Annotated in this window: 12 protein-coding genes and 1 pseudogene; 12 read left to right on the top strand and 1 reads right to left on the bottom strand. The window is 70.7% G+C overall.

The window, feature by feature from the left end:
- Window positions 1–38: 38 nt before the first annotated feature.
- The 9 genes and pseudogenes from ACFSL2_RS15395 to ACFSL2_RS15355 all read left to right on the top strand — a co-directional run bounded on the left by ACFSL2_RS15395 (window position 39) and on the right by ACFSL2_RS15355 (window position 10,457).
- Window positions 39–830 (top strand): universal stress protein, encoded by a 792-nt coding sequence (locus tag ACFSL2_RS15395; RefSeq protein ID WP_377198703.1) that lies wholly within the window; start codon window positions 39–41, stop codon window positions 828–830.
- A gap of 313 nt (window positions 831–1,143) precedes the next feature.
- Window positions 1,144–1,680 (top strand): annotated as a pseudogene (locus ACFSL2_RS15390) (SDR family oxidoreductase); the annotation flags it as partial.
- Window positions 1,681–2,112 carry an SDR family oxidoreductase gene (locus ACFSL2_RS15385; protein ID WP_377200831.1) on the top strand — a complete coding sequence of 144 codons (432 nt, stop codon included), beginning with the start codon at window positions 1,681–1,683 and terminating at the stop codon, window positions 2,110–2,112.
- A gap of 39 nt (window positions 2,113–2,151) precedes the next feature.
- Window positions 2,152–3,582, top strand: coding sequence for an ATP-binding protein (locus ACFSL2_RS15380; RefSeq protein ID WP_377198702.1), 1,431 nt, complete (start codon window positions 2,152–2,154; stop codon window positions 3,580–3,582).
- Window positions 3,583–3,884: 302 nt separating this feature from the next.
- A complete protein-coding gene (locus tag ACFSL2_RS15375; RefSeq protein ID WP_377198701.1) occupies window positions 3,885–5,270 on the top strand; it encodes an MFS transporter in 1,386 nt (461 codons plus the stop codon).
- 115 nt (window positions 5,271–5,385) lie between these two features.
- Complete coding sequence (gene nirB / locus ACFSL2_RS15370; protein ID WP_377198700.1) at window positions 5,386–7,980, top strand: nitrite reductase large subunit NirB; 2,595 nt, start codon at window positions 5,386–5,388, stop codon at window positions 7,978–7,980.
- Window positions 7,977–8,444, top strand: coding sequence for a nitrite reductase (NAD(P)H) small subunit family protein (locus tag ACFSL2_RS15365; protein WP_377198699.1), 468 nt, complete (start codon window positions 7,977–7,979; stop codon window positions 8,442–8,444). Before nirB ends, ACFSL2_RS15365 begins: the two co-directional genes overlap by 4 nt.
- A 26-nt stretch (window positions 8,445–8,470) precedes the next feature.
- Entirely contained in the window at window positions 8,471–9,304 is an 834-nt protein-coding gene (cobA, locus tag ACFSL2_RS15360; RefSeq protein WP_377198698.1) for a uroporphyrinogen-III C-methyltransferase, read from the top strand.
- A 52-nt stretch (window positions 9,305–9,356) separates the two neighbouring features.
- Window positions 9,357–10,457, top strand: a complete 1,101-nt coding sequence (locus tag ACFSL2_RS15355) for a uroporphyrinogen-III synthase (RefSeq protein ID WP_377200830.1) — start codon at window positions 9,357–9,359, stop codon at window positions 10,455–10,457.
- Here ACFSL2_RS15355 and ACFSL2_RS15350 read toward each other — a convergent pair.
- Window positions 10,441–10,584, bottom strand: a complete 144-nt coding sequence (locus ACFSL2_RS15350; RefSeq protein ID WP_377198697.1) for a hypothetical protein — start codon at window positions 10,582–10,584, stop codon at window positions 10,441–10,443. The two genes, ACFSL2_RS15355 and ACFSL2_RS15350, sit on opposite strands and share 17 nt — an antisense overlap.
- A gap of 23 nt (window positions 10,585–10,607) precedes the next feature.
- On the opposite strand from ACFSL2_RS15350, the gene ACFSL2_RS15345 reads away from it, so the two are divergent.
- The 3 genes from ACFSL2_RS15345 to ACFSL2_RS15335 all read left to right on the top strand — a co-directional run bounded on the left by ACFSL2_RS15345 (window position 10,608) and on the right by ACFSL2_RS15335 (window position 14,761).
- Window positions 10,608–12,377, top strand: coding sequence for an RNA polymerase sigma factor (locus tag ACFSL2_RS15345; RefSeq protein ID WP_377198696.1), 1,770 nt, complete (start codon window positions 10,608–10,610; stop codon window positions 12,375–12,377).
- 75 nt (window positions 12,378–12,452) lie between these two features.
- Window positions 12,453–13,031, top strand: a complete 579-nt coding sequence (locus ACFSL2_RS15340; protein ID WP_377198695.1) for an RNA polymerase sigma factor — start codon at window positions 12,453–12,455, stop codon at window positions 13,029–13,031.
- A complete protein-coding gene (locus ACFSL2_RS15335) occupies window positions 13,028–14,761 on the top strand; it encodes a hypothetical protein (protein WP_377198694.1) in 1,734 nt (577 codons plus the stop codon). Before ACFSL2_RS15340 ends, ACFSL2_RS15335 begins: the two co-directional genes overlap by 4 nt.
- Window positions 14,762–14,784 lie beyond the last annotated feature (23 nt).

The following is a 14,784-nucleotide window of genomic DNA, read 5'->3' as shown; positions in this document are numbered from 1 at the left end:
GACCGAGCTGGTGGACACGGGGCGGGCGTGGTGCGGCCGTGCAGCCGACGACCATCACCCGGCTGCTGGTTCCGCTGGACGGTTCCGCGGAGGCTGCGGCGGCGATCGACCCCGCACTGCGGATCGCCCGGTCGCTGCAGATCCCGCTGGAGCTGCTGACTGTGCACGATCCGATCCATGGCAAGTGGGCCAAGGACATCGACGACATCGCGGACCGCCTGGCCTACGACCGCGTCGAGGTCGCTCTGGTGGGCGCCGGCTGGGCCGGTGATGTCATCTCCAGCGCCGTCAGCGAGCAGCCCGGCACCGTGGTTTGCATGGCCACCCACAACCGAGACCGGTTCTCCCGCCTGGTGGTGGGGAGCGTCACGGAGCACGTGCTGCACCACGTACCAGCCCCTGTAGTGATGATCGGCCCGCATTACCAGCCCGGCGAAACCGATGGTGGCTTTCAGCGGGCGCTGGTCTGCCAGGACGGCACACCACGCGACGCGAGCAGCCTCGCCACAGCCGAGAGCTGGGCTCGCCAGCTCAACCTGGAATTGGAACTGGTCCATGTCGCAGCCCCAGGCGAGGAGGCGCGAGCGGAACCACGGCTTCACGGCGCCGCTGAACACCTCCGGAAAGGAGGGTTGACGACAACGACCACCATCCTGACGAGTTCCGAGCCCGCCACCCGGATCACGGAAATCCTGACACAGCGACCAGGCGCGTTGGCTATCCTCAACGGTCACGCGCGCGTGGGCCTGACCAAGTTCGTCCTGGGCAGCATCAGTTCCAAGCTGCTGGAACACAGCCCAATCCCTCTTCTCATCACACGGTCCCCGTAGCTGTCGACACGTATTCATCCGCAACGTCGAAGATCGCGGTGAGCATCCCGAATGCTGCCCGTCATCGGATGACCACCTGCCTCGCAGGTATTGAGGTGCTGTTCGACGGCGGGAGGCAGTTGCTCTCACCGACAGAGCGGGCCGCCAAGGCACGCGATGCTGCCGAAACGGTGCGCCCTTGCTGGGTTCGCCAAACCTGAGTATGCGATCCGGTAGTCAGCGGGCTGAGTCCTCAAGTTCCCGGTGCAATGGTCAATAATCGCGGGAACTTCTAACTGTTGCCGCGCAGTCGCAGAGGGGTACCGCGCAGAAGACCCTCGGCGGAGTGGACATCCTGGTGCACAACGCGGGCGGAGCCCAGGCCAACGCTGACGCCAGCGCGCTCTCCATCACCAACGGGGACTGGCTCGACGCGCTGGACCTGAACCTGCGGGCGTCGGTGCGGCTGGACAAGATGCTGGTCCCGGCGATGCGGGAACAGGGCTCCGGGGCGATCGTGCACATCTCGACGGGGGCGCTCCTCCCGCCAGTGCCGGCCTTCGCGCACTACCAGGCGGCGAAGGCGGGCCTGGAGACGTACAGCCGGGCGCTCGCCGCAGAGCTGGCCCCGTCGGGAGTCCGGGTCAACGCGCTGGCCCCGGGCAGGACCGCCACGCCGGGTGGCGAGGCGACGCGGAAGCGGTGGGCGAGCGACGACGCCGGGTCGGGCGCGGCCGACACACCGCCGCTGGGGCGGGACGGCCGGCCCGACGACATCGCGAATGCGGTGCTGTTCCTGGTGTCCGACCGGGCGAGCTGGATCACCGGGACCCATTTCAACGTGGACGGCGGGGAATACCCGAGGAACTGAATCGGCAGCATTCCGGAACGCCCTCGTCCGAAACAAGGAACCACCACCAATCCCATGCGGCGCTTCGGCACGCCCGAGGAGATCGCCACGGCCGCCGCGTTCCTCGCTTTCGACGCCACGTACACCGCGGGCACCGAGCTCGCGGTCGATGGCGGCGCCACGCCCTCCTCGGCGACGGCCAGGGCGTACTCGTACTGGCGAAGGCTCATCGGTTCTCGTCCCGTTGGTGCGGCGGACGGCGTCCACCGAGTGGTCATCGTTGCGATAGCAACCGCTACAACACGGAAGGAGGCGTGCGTACTCCGTGGTATGCCTGCGGACGCACCAGCGTCGTCCCCGGGTACACGCCGGGGCCTGCGTGACCCGACCGACAGGGTGGACCACGTTCCCTCGCGCGTGGATTGCCGAAGACGGTACCCTGACTGTCAGTAACTTCAATGTTACTAACATCGATGTGAGTGAGGTGGGCGGATGTCGGGGTACGTCGAGCGGCAGCGGCAGACCGCTGAACTGCAGCACCTGTTCGCCCAGGTGACCGGAACGACCGATCGCCCGGGTCGGGCAGTCCTGATCAGAGGGCGGCGCCGCGTCGGCAAGTCGCGCCTCGTCGAGGAGTTCGTCGAATCGGCCGGGGTGCCCAGCGTGTTCTTCACGGCGTCCGGCCGGTCGATCAGGGACGATCTCTCGGCGTTCGCTGAGGACGTCGCGACATCGACGTTGCCTGGTGCGGACCTGTTCGCGGGGGACCCGCCATCGAGCTGGGACAACGCCCTTCGTCTGCTCATAGCGGCGCTACCGGCGGACGGACCATCGATCGTGGTTCTGGACGAGCTGCCCTACGTGACGTCCGCAGACGATGGCTTTGAGGGGGTGCTGCAACGGCACTTCGACCGTGAGCTCAGCAGGCGACCTGTGCTCTTGATCGGGATCGGCTCCGACCTGGCAATGATGGAGGCGCTCAACGACTACGACCGGCCCTTCCACCAGAGGGCGACCGAGATGGTGGTGCCGCCGCTGTCACCCTCCGAGGTCGGGCGGATGCTCTCTCTCGAAGCCGGTGATGCTCTGGACGCCTATCTCGTGACTGGTGGATTCCCCTTGATCTGTCGTGACTGGGGGAAGGGCAATGACCTGTGGTCATTTCTCGAGTCAGCCCTCACGCACGCGACGTCGTCGCTCCTGGTCAGTGCCGAGCGTTCGCTGGCTGCCGAGTTTCCGGGTGATGTTCAGGCCCGTCGTGTGCTGGAAGCGATCGGACAGGGTCAGAGACGCTTCGGCGAGATCGGCTCGAAGGCCGGGGAGATCAAGGGCACGCCGCTCACCAGATCATTGGGGCTGCTGAGGGCAAAACGTGTAGTCACGGCAGAACGCCCGCTCGCGCTCAAGATGTCGGCCGACACGAGATATCGGATCGACGACCCCTATCTGCTGTTCTGGCTGCGCTTCCTCGGGCCGCATCTCGCGGAGATCGAACGCGGACGCGGCGACAGGGTCCTCCAGCGGATCCGTGACGAGTGGACACGATGGCGCGGTCGTGCGATCGAGCCGGTCATCCGGGAGTCGATCGCGCGGATGTCTCACGAGGACTTGCAGGTACCTGTTGACGTATCGATGGCGGTCGGAGGTTTCTGGAATCGCACCAACACCGTCGAGGTCGACCTCGTTCTGGCGGACAAGGAACCGGTTGCGAAGAGCATCTTCGGCGTCGGCTCGGTCAAGTGGACCACCAAGCCGTTCGGTGCCAAGGAACTCGGGGAGTTGATAACTCACCGGAGCCAGGTTCCCGGCGTGTTTGACGATGGCACGCTAGTAGTGGTCAGCCGGAGCGGCGTCGATGATCGGGTCCGTGCTTCCGGGGCTGTTGTGCTCGGCCCTGATGAGCTGCTTGCCCAGTGGAAATGAGCTGTCGTGACGTGAACCCGCCGATTAAAAGTTCGCTGCCTGAGCGCGGCCGTCAGACAGGAGCTCGCGCGGACAGGGGCCACAGGCCTAGCATCTGCAGCATGTCAGCCGCTTCGTGCTCGGCCGCATGCGCGGCAGTGACCAGGACGTCCCGCTAGCGGCGGGACGTCCGGCTCACAGCAACACCTCACCTGGAACGTCCAGTCGCTTCGTGACTCATCCGGAGCGGCCCTTCGTGCTGCTCGCAACTCTTCAGAGCGACGGAGCAACAGATGCGTCCAGGCATTTCCTCTTCTACCCGCGTGCACGGTGCCACCCCTGTACGCGCATGGCTCGTGCTGTGCGCGATGTCCATGCTGCAGTTCTTCATCGCGGTCGACGTGACCGTGGTCAACATCGCGTTGCCCTCGATCGGCGCGGACTTCGGCGTCGAGGGCCACTCCCTGACCTGGGTCGTGGTCGGTTACACGATCGCCGGCGGCGGGCTGCTGATGCTCGGCGGTCGGCTCAGTGACCTTCTTGGCCGCCGCCGCACCCTTCTGGCCGGTACGACTCTCTTCGGCGCGGCTTCCCTGCTGGCGGGCCTGGCCCCGTCCTTCCCGGTCCTGGTCGCCGCGCGCCTGCTCCAGGGAGCTGGCGAGGCCGTCGCCCTGCCCGGGGCGATGGCGACCATCGTGCTGCTCTTCCCTGAGGGTCCACGCCGGTCGCGCGCCCTGAGCGTGTGGGCCGCCGTGGCCAGCTGCGGCCTGGTTCTCGGGTTCGCCGTGTCGGGGATCATCACCGCCCACCTGGGCTGGCGCTGGATCTTCCTGATCTCGGTGCCGTTCATCCTGGTCGTTGTCGTGGCCGCGCTCGTCCTGGTCCCGGCAGACCGGTCCGCGTCTCGGGAGCGGGTCCGACTGGACGTTCCGGGCTCGCTCCTGCTGACCGCGTGCCCGTTGTTGTTCGTCTACGCCGCGGTCGAGGCGGGTGAGCCCGCGACCAGTCCGTGGGTGAGCGTGGCCGTGCTGGTCGGCGCGGTGCTGGCCGCTGTCGGGTTCGTGCGGGTCGAGTCGAGGTCGCCGAACCCGCTGGTCCCGCTGACGTTCTTCGCGGACCGCGCACGGCTGCGGGCGAACCTGACGACGATGCTGCTCAGCGGTGCGTTGTCGACCTCGTTCCTGCTGTTCACCTTCTACCTGCAGGACAGGCTCGGTATCGGGCCTCTGGGGGCAGGCCTCACGATGCTGCCCCTGGCCGTGGCGCTGATCGCGGCATCCGTGCTCGTGCCCCGGCTGCTGGGGCGCTGGGGCGCACGCGCGTGCGTGCTGGTCGGGCTCGCGGCTGCTGCCGGCGCGATGGCTGTGGTCGCGCTCGTGGCCGTCCTGGGTGGCGGGGCGGCATGGCTGCTCCCGGCGATGCTGCTGATCGCAGCGGGCATGTGCTTCGGAATCGTGGGTCTGCAGTACATCGCGGTCAGCGGGACCACCGACGAGGACGCCGGGATCGCCTCCGGTGTCCAGCGAGCAGCGGACCAGCTCGGCGGAGCAGCCGGTGTGGCTGTCTACGTAGGTCTCGGGTTCGCCCCCGCCCTGCACGCCGGAGATCCGTTCGTGATCGCCGCGGTACTCGCCGTCATCGGGCTGATCGTCGGTGCCCTGGTCATCTCCCGCTCGCCGGCCACGATGCGTACTTCGCCCAGAGCCTGATCCGCGACTGACCCGAGCGCGCTCACCGGTCCTCGCGCAGGCCTGTGAGGAAGATGTTCGGCCCGGGTAACGACCGGCGCACCAGCGCGAAAAACCCGCGCCCTACGGTCAAGACATGGTCAATTCCGGCACATCTCAGCACCTTGTCGTGGTCGGCGGTGGCATGGTCGCGCAGCGGCTCGTCGAGGCGCTGCGCGCCCGGGACACCGCCGGCCGCTACCACGTCACCGTCTTCGCGGAAGAGCCCCGCGCGCCCTATGACCGGGTGGGGCTGACCCGCTGGTTCGAGGACGGCGCCGAGGGCATCACCCTGGGCGACCCCGCCCTCTGGGCCGACACGCACGTCACCCTGCACACCGACCGCAAGATCGAGTCCATCGACCGCGAGGCCAGGACGGTCACGGACCGGCTGGGCCAGGTCCACGCCTACGACGAGCTGGTGCTCGCCACCGGCTCCAGCGCCGCGATGCCGCCCATCCCGGGCAACGACCTGCCGGGCGTCTTCGTGTACCGCACTCTCGATGATGTTGCGGCGCTGCGCGGCTGGGTGGAGCAGAAGCGCAGGAGCTATCCGGAGGGCAAGCCGGTCCGCGGTGCCGTGATCGGCGGCGGCCTGCTCGGCCTCGAGGCAGCCGGTGCGCTCACCGCCCTGGACGCGCAGGCCACCGTCATCGAGTTCGGCACCCACCTCATGGGCGTGCAGGTCGACCTCGGCGGTGGCCAGGCGCTCAAACGCCTCATCAACGCCAAGGGCATCGGCGTGCGGGCCGAGACCGCGACCAGCCAGATGAAGCCGCACCGTCGCACCGGCCACGTGGGCCGGCTGGACTTCGCCGACGGCGGCCGGCTCGACGTCGACGTGGTCGTGGTGGCCACCGGCGTGCGGCCCCGGGACGAGCTCGCCCGTGCGGCCGGTCTGCCGGTCGGGGAGCGTGGCGGCGCCGTCGTCGACCTGTCCTGCCGTACCGAGGACCCGCACATCTGGGCGGTCGGTGAGGTGGCCTGCATCGAGGGCCGCTGCATCGGCCTGGTCGCGCCCGGCAACACCATGGCCGAGGTGGTCGTGGACCGGCTGCTGGGTGGCCTCGCGGAGTTTCCCGGTGCGGACACCGCGACCAAGCTCAAGCTCTCGGGCGTCGACGTCGCGTCGTTCGGCGACGCGCACGCCCGCACCGAGGACGCCGTCGAGGTGGTCTGGGCCGACCCCGTGGCCGGCGTCTACAAGAAGCTCGTCCTGTCCGACGACGCCCGCACGCTCCTCGGCGGCGTCTTCGTCGGCGACGCCGGACCGTACGCCAGCCTGCGCCCGATGCTCGGAGCGGAGCTGCCGGGCGACGACCCGAGCGCGTTCCTGCTCCCCGAGGGCGGTGGCGCTCCGGGGCTGGAGCTGCCCGACGACGCCAACGTCTGCTCCTGCAACAGCGTCTCGGCCGGGACCATCCGGGGCGCCGTCACCGAGCACGAGTGCACCGACGTGCCGGGGGTGAAGGCCTGCACCCGGGCCGGCACCACCTGCGGCGCGTGCCTGCCGCTGGTCAAGAAGCTCGTGGACACCGAGCTGGAGCGCGCGGGCATCGAGGTCAGCACCGCACTGTGCGAGCACTTCGACCTGTCCCGTGCCCAGTTGTTCGACGCCGTCCGGGTCGCCGACCTGCACTCCTTCAGCGACATCGCGGCCCGGTTCGGGACCCACACCGGCAGCCGCGGCTGCGACATCTGCAAGCCCGTCGTCGCGTCGATCCTGGCGTCGCTGGGCAACGGCCACATCCTGTCCGGCGAGCAGTCCACCCTGCAGGACACCAACGACCACATGCTCGCCAACCTGCAGAAGGACGGCACGTACTCGGTGGTGCCGCGGATGCCCGGCGGGGAGGTCACGCCGGAGGGGCTGATCGTCGTCGGACAGGTCGCCAAGGACTTCGGGCTGTACACGAAGATCACGGGCGGCCAGCGCATCGACATGTTCGGCGCCCGGGTGGAGCAGCTCCCGGACATCTGGCGCCGCCTGGTCGACGCCGGCTTCGAGTCGGGTCACGCGTACGGCAAGTCGCTGCGCACGGTGAAGTCGTGCGTCGGGTCCACATGGTGCCGCTACGGCGTACAGGACTCGGTGGGCATGGCCGTCGAGCTGGAGCTGCGGTACCGCGGCCTGCGCTCGCCGCACAAGCTCAAGATGGGCGTCTCCGGCTGCGCACGCGAGTGCGCCGAGGCGCGCGGCAAGGACGTGGGCGTCATCGCCACGGACAAGGGCTGGAACCTGTACGTGGGCGGGAACGGCGGGCAGACGCCGCGGCACGCGAAGCTGCTCGCCGAGGACCTCACGTCCGAGGAGCTCCTGCGCACCATCGACCGCTTCTTCATGTACTACGTCCGCACCGCCGACCGGCTGCAGCGCACCGCGCCGTGGGTCGAGGAGGTCGACGGCGGCCTGGACGGTGTCCGCGACGTGATCCTGGCGGACTCGCTGGGTATCTGCGCCGACCTGGACGCCGCCATGGCCCGCCACGTCGAGAACTACGAGGACGAGTGGAAGGCAGTGCTGGAGGACCCGGAGAAGCTGCGCCGGTTCTCGTCGTTCGTCAACGCCCCGAAGGACGCCGACCCGTCCCTCGCCTACGTGGAGGAGCGCGGCCAGCGCCGTCCCGCCACGTCGGAGGAGCGGGCCACCGCTGTCGTCATCGCGGGCCCGAAGCTGGAGGTACGAGCATGAGCGTCAACCACGTGTCAGAAGCACAGGTCACCTCAGAAGCACAGGCCACCGGAGTGACCTGGGAGTCCGACAGCCCCGGGGCGGCTCGGTGGGAGCGAGCCTGTCTGCTCGGCGACCTGTTTCCCGAGCGAGGGGCCGCTGCGCTGTTCGGGGACGTCCAGGTGGCGCTGTTCCGGCTGCCCGACAGTTCGGCGGGGAAAGGAGACGGCGCCCTCGGCGGGCCGGTGTACGCCGTCCAGAACCTCGACCCGTTCTCCGGGGTGCACGTCATGTCCCGGGGGATCGTCGGCACACGGGGCGGGGCGCCCACGGTGGCGGCACCGGTCTACAAGCAGGTGTTCTCCCTGGTCACGGGCGAATGTCTCGTGGTGGCCGACAAGAGCCCCCAGGGGGACCTGTCACCCGACCTCACGACCTATCCCGTCGTGATCCGGGACGGTGTGGTCCACGTGGGGCTGCCGTGACCGTGTCAGAAGCTCGGACCACTCCCGTGACCCGTGTGTCTGGCACGTCGGGTCGGGTGACGCTCGTAGGTGGCGGTCCCGGGGCCGTCGACCTGCTGACCGTGCGGGCCTGGCGCACGCTGCAGTCCGCCGACGTCGTGGTGGCCGACCGGCTGGGACCCGTCGAGGTCCTCGCCGAGCTCCCGCCGCACGTCCGCGTGGTCGACGTCGGCAAGGAGCCCGGACGGCACCCCGTACCCCAGGAGCGCATCAACGAGCTGCTCGTCGAGCACGCGCGAGCGGGGTCCCACGTGGTGCGGCTCAAGGGCGGCGACCCGTTCGTGCTCGGCAGGGGCGGCGAGGAGGTCGCCGCGTGCGTGGCGGCCGGCGTCCCCGTCGAGGTGGTGCCGGGGGTGACCTCCGCCGTCGCCGTACCGGGCCTGGCCGGGATCCCGCTCACCCACCGGGGCGTCACCACGGGTTTCCACGTGGTCTCCGGCCACTGCGCTCCCGACGTGTCGGACCCTCAGGCCACCGGGGTGACCCGGGCGTCGGACAGTGCGGGGCCGCTCGATGACGTGGCCCTCTCCTGCGTGCGCGACGGCGCGGCTACCCTTGTCGTACTGATGGGGGTGCGGTCCCTCGGCGCGATCGTGGCGCAGTCCCTGGCCGCCGGTGCCGATCCCGGAACCCCCGTGGCGATCGTGGAGAACGGGTCCACGGCGGAGCAGCGCGTCACCCGGGCGCGTCTCGAAGAGGCCGCCGACGTGGCAGCGGCCCGCGGTGTGCGGTCACCCGCGGTCGTCGTCATCGGCCGTGTAGCAGCGGCAGGACTCCTGGAGGGTACGAGTGAGCGACGACTGGCGGGTGCCGGTGTCTGATGTCGCTGCGCCCGCGCACGCCCGGGCGGCCCACCCGACGCTGGGCCAGGTCATGGCCGGCGCCACCGTGCTCGTCACGGCCGAGCGCCGGGCCGCGGAGCTCGCCGCCGCGCTGGAGCGGCGCGGTGCGGCGATCCGGCACTCACCCGCGCTGAGCATGATCCCGCACGTCGACGACGAGACGCTGATCGCGGCGACCCGAGCGATCGTCTCCGCCCCGCCCGACGTCGTCGTGGTCACCACCGGCATCGGCTTCCGGGCCTGGATCGAGGCCGCCGACGCGCACGGGCTGGCGGGGCCGCTCCTCGACCTGCTGGCCGAGACCCGGATCGTCGCTCGGGGCCCCAAGGCCCGGGGTGCGATCCAGGCCGTCGGCCTGCACGCCGACTGGGTCGCGGAGTCGGAGACCTCCGCCGAGGTGGCGGAAGTGCTGCTCAGCGAGGGCGTGCAGGGCCTGCGCATCGCCATCCAGCACCATGGCGCCGGTGCCGACGGGCTGGACGAGGTGTTCGAGAAGGCCGGCGCGCAGGTCGCGAGCCTCGTCGTCTACCGGTGGGGTCCGGCGCCCGACCCGGCGGCAGTCCGCGCCTCGGCGCACGCCGTGGCCGACGGCGAGATCGACGCCGTGGTCTTCACCTCCGCACCCGGCGCCGAGGCGTGGTTGCGAGCCGTCGAGGAGGAACGGCTGCTCGACCGCGTGCGCGCCCGGTTCGTCGACGGCGGCACGGTCGCCGCCGCCGTGGGGCCGGTGACCGCCAAGCCCTTGGAGCAGCGGGGGATCGTGCCCCTGCAGCCTGAGCGGGGCCGGCTCGGGGCGCTCGTCCGTGCCCTGGTGGGCCACTACGAGCACATCGACTCCGTGGCGCTGAGCACGGTGGCCGGGTCGCTGGTGATCCGGGCCCGTGTCGCGGTGCTGGACGGGCAGGTGCTGCCCCTGTCACCGACCGGCGTCGCGGTGCTCCGGCTGCTCGCCGCCGCCGAGGGCGACGTCGTGTCCCGGGAAGAGGTGCTGGCCGTGCTGCCGGGCGACTCGCAGGACACCCACGCCGCCGAGGTCGCGATCGCGCGGCTGCGCGAGGCGGCGGGCCGCCGGGACCTCATCCGCACCGTGGTCAAGCGGGGGTATCGCGTGGAGCTCAGTCCGCCAGCTTGAAGGCGAGCTCCGTGTCCCACCGGGACCGGTCGGGCTGGTCGTCCGGATTCGTGAGGAAGAACTCGAACCGGCCGGCCCACGCCTCGCCGGCGTCATCGTTTTGCCCTCCCCGCCCGTCAGGGAGCATGAGAGGGAGAGGGGGCGTCTGACATGGCGCACTGGGAATCGGAGCTCGAGGAGCTCATGGCGCGGCGCAGCCGCGCGCTGGTCGGATACGCGTACTCGTTGTGCAGGGACCGGGCACGTGCGGAGGACCTGGTGCAGGACGCGCTGGTCAAGGTGTTCTCGCGCCTGCGACATCCGCGGGACCTGGCCGACGGCGGCGGGCAGTCCGTGGACCTGCACCAGGACACGCCCAGGCTGACCAACGCCGAGGCCTATGTGCGTCGGGCGATCCTGACGATCTATCTGGACGCCTACCGGCGGCAGAACAGCTGGACGGGCATCAAGCACCTGCTGGCCGACGAGGACCGCGCACCGGCGGCGGAGCGTGTCGCGACGGCCAAGGTCGACGTCGGTGTGGCGCTCGCCCGCCTGTCGCCGCGACAGCGCGAGTCGGTGGTGCTGCGCTTCTTCGAGGACATGACCGTGCCGCAGATCGCACAGGTTCTCGGCACGAGCCCCGGCACGATCAAGCGTCACCTGTCGAACGCGATGGAGCTGCTCCGCGTATCGCTCGCGGAGATCACGGTGCCGGAGATGGACACCACGCTGGACGAGCGGGTCGGTGCCGTCTCGGGCGCGGTGCGCCGCCGGCGCGCGGTGAAGGTCGGTGCTGTCGGCGGCGCCTCGTTGGTGCTCGCGGGCGTGCTGGCCCTGGCGGCGCTGTGGGGGTCGGCGCGGCTGCGGTCGGAGCCGGTTCCTCCGGCCGACCCGAGCCCCACGACCTCGAACGTCGCGGCCGGTGCCGGCTGGACGCCCAGCGCCTGGCGCGAACAGGGCCCCCAGTTCCAGTGCGGCATGGAGGTGACGGAGCTGGCCTCGACCTCCGATGTCGTGCGGCTGGAGCTGACCGGCGACCTCGAGGCCAGGGAGCACGGGCTGACCGTGCCCGTGCGGATCACCCGCACCGACGCGTCGGGCCCCGCGCTCGACGGTGGATATCCCCGGCTCGTCTTCGCGCGGAACGGCCAGGTGGTCGACCTCGGCCGCGGCTGGCACGAGGGCGGGTACGTGCTGCCCGACGCCGGCGCGTCCACCACCGAGCTCGCGGAGGCGGATGCGGCCACCGCGTGCGGGAACTGGACCACCGGCATGATCGCCGAGACCTACCTCGACGCACGCCCGGCGGGCACCTACGACGTGTACGCCCTGCTGCCCTGGACCGATTTCTCGGCTGACGAGGGCGGGCACCACATGGCCGTCAGCGAGCCCGTCACCATGGTCGTCCCCGAGGTCGAGGTGCCCGAGGAGGTGCCCCTGACGGTCGACATCCGGGACGGCTTCCAGCCCGAGTGGCTCGCCGGGACGAGCCTGGCCTGCGGCGCCCACGCGTCGGACATCCCGGCGGGTCCGCGGACGCCCTGGGTGCGGTCGGGCCTGGAGCTCTCCGCCGCGTCCACCAGCGGCGGCGGAGACCCGGACGAGGAGGTGACCGTCACGTTCACCGAGACCGACGGGGAGGCCGTCGACACGACGCGTACGCCCTTCGCGACGGTGTGGCTGAGCGACGGCCGGGTCGTCGGCGTGGGCCGGGACGTCTGGTCCGAGCCGGTGGAACGGCTGCGGGTCGATGCGAACGGCACAGCCTCCGTCGTCGTGCCGATCGAGCCCGACACGACCTGCCTCGCCGACCCGGACGCGGGACTCCCGGACGGAACCTACGACGTGTACGCCGTCACCGAGCTCGACCCGGGAGCCGACGGCGAGCGCCAGTTCGTGGCCGTGGAGGCCTTGCTCGGCCACCTGCTCGGCGGCTGACCAACGAAACGCTCCCGGTGCGCGTCATGGTGGTTGTGGAGACGATGACAGCACACACGCATCCGGGAGGTGGCCATGGCGGGATGGGAGAACGAGCTCGATGAGCTCATGCGGGTGCGCGGCAGCGCGCTCGTCCGCTATGCCTACATGCTCTCGGGGGACCGCGCGCTCGCCGAGGACCTGGTCCAGGACGCCCTGGTGAAGGTCTACTCGCGGCTGCGCGGTCGCCCCGGTCGGTCCGGATCGGTGGGTGTGGCCGACGGAAGCACCGCCCACGACCTCGACTCCCCGTTCACGAACGCCGAGGGCTACGTGCGGCGCGCGGTCCTGACCATCTACCTGGACGGCTACCGGAAGCGGCAGCGCTGGTCCGGGATCAAGCACCTCCTGGCCGACGACGCCAGTACCCGGGGCGCCGACCAGGCCGCCTCCGCGCGCGTCGACGTGATGGCGGCGCTGGCGCAGCTCGGTGCCCGCGAGCGCGCCTGCGTGGTGCTCCGCTACTTCGAGGACATGACGGTGCCGCAGATCGCGGAGTCCCTGGGCACCGCCCAGGGCACGGTCAAGCGCTACCTGTCCGACGCCACCAAGCACATGCAGGAGTTCCTGCGCCCCGACGACTTCCGTCCTGCCGAAGGGAGGGCCGCCCGATGAGCAGCATCGATCGGAACGACAGCTGGAACAACGACAACGACTTCCTGAGCGGCGCACTCCATGGCGCAGCCGACCAGATGCCCGGTGGGGAGGTGGACGACCTGAACGTCTCGTTCGGAGTGGTCAGGGACCGCGTACGGCGCCGTCGGGCCGCCAAGATCGGTGGCCTCGCCGGTGCGAGCCTCGCCCTGGTGGGCGTGCTGGCCTTCGGCGTGACGCAAGGGCCGCTGCTGGACCGTGCCGGGCCGGTGCCCCCGGGACAGTCCGAGAGTGCTACTCCCTCCCCGAGCGGGTCGCCGAGCCAGGCCCCGGAGCCGGGTCCGACCGGGCCGCCCGCCACGAGCGTCATCCGGGACGGGCATGTGCCGTCCTGGCTCGACGGGATGGGCCTGACGTGCGGCATGCCCGCGGACGACCTGGGGACGACGGCGAGCGGCTGGTCGATCGCATCGTCCGGGGACATCTATGGCCGGACGTTCGACCAGGGTGAACCGTCGTGGGGCATGGCGGCGACCGTGGAGCCGGGAGACGGGTCGCTCGACGTGCCGCCGGTCCTGGTGTGGAGCCAGGACGGCGTGGTGGTGGACCTCGGGACGAACACCTTCGAGAGTCCGGAGCAGCGAGAGCCGCTCATCGGCGGCGGTCAAGAGGCCATCGAGGCTCAGGGCGGCGCGATGACGACGTGCGCGCCCACCGACGGTGAGGCCGGCGACCGCTACGAGACGCCGCTTCCCGAGGGGGAGTACCAGGTACGGGTCGTCGCCTTCCCGGAGACGCCCTCGGGCCAGTGGGACACGACGGTGGTCAGCCAGCCGGTGGCGGTTCGTCTCGACGCGGAGGGCGCACACACCGTGACGGGGACGCGGGGTGGCGAGGCCACCATCGAGCCCCCGGCGCCGGCCGACGGCGAGCTGACGCGAATGGTCCTCGACCGGACCACGGAGTGGGTCACCGCGGAGATGACGCAGCGGGACTACGACCTGGGGGGTGGTGCGCTGTCGGTCACCGCCCGGTGCGAGAGCGCGGACCCCGCGGACACCGTTCCGTTCGAGGTGGTGCTGCCCACCACCAGCGAGGTGCTCGACAGCGGCGAGATCACCTGCGACGGTGCCGAGACGGAGGTCTCCCTGGGCGACCTCGGCGGTAGCGAGGCGGCCCTGGACCTCCGGCTCGGAAGCGTGCCCGACGGTGTCGCCCGGCTCTGGGCGGTTCTCGCCCCGGGCGGTGGCGACGCTGGTGAGGCCGCGGGCGAGTGCTCCGCGAGCAGCCTCGACCTGGAGTACGACCCGGCGAGCACGCCGAGCGCGGCTGCCGGCGAGACGGCCCAGACCCTCGTGGCGGCGGCGAAGGCGTGCGACTCCGAACAGCTGATCGAGCTGGCGACCGAGCACGGCACGCAGCTCATGTTCACCACGGAGACGCCGGAGCAGGTCTTCGGCCTGCCAGAGGTCGACACGTTGCCGTACGAGAGGGTGGTCCGGCTCCTGGCCGGCACCGGCGGCGTCGTGAGCGGCGGGGATGCAGGGAACGGGACGATCGTCTGGCCACGGGTCTCGACCCCGGAGTTCCGCGACTCGGACGAGGCCTGGGCGGAGGTCGTGTCCGCGGGCCTGCTCACGCAGGCGGAGGCTGACACGCAGCGGGCGGACGAGATGTTCGGGTACACGGGGATGGTGATCGGCATCGACGGCTCCGGCATCTGGCGGTACTACGAACCCAGCGACGCCTGACGTGTCAGACGCTCGGGTCACCC

Source organism: Promicromonospora aerolata (assembly GCF_042682255.1).
Taxonomy (GTDB): domain Bacteria; phylum Actinomycetota; class Actinomycetes; order Actinomycetales; family Cellulomonadaceae; genus Promicromonospora; species Promicromonospora aerolata.
The sequence above is the reverse complement of the archived record's forward strand: the minus strand, read 5'-3'. Positions and strand labels throughout refer to the sequence as shown.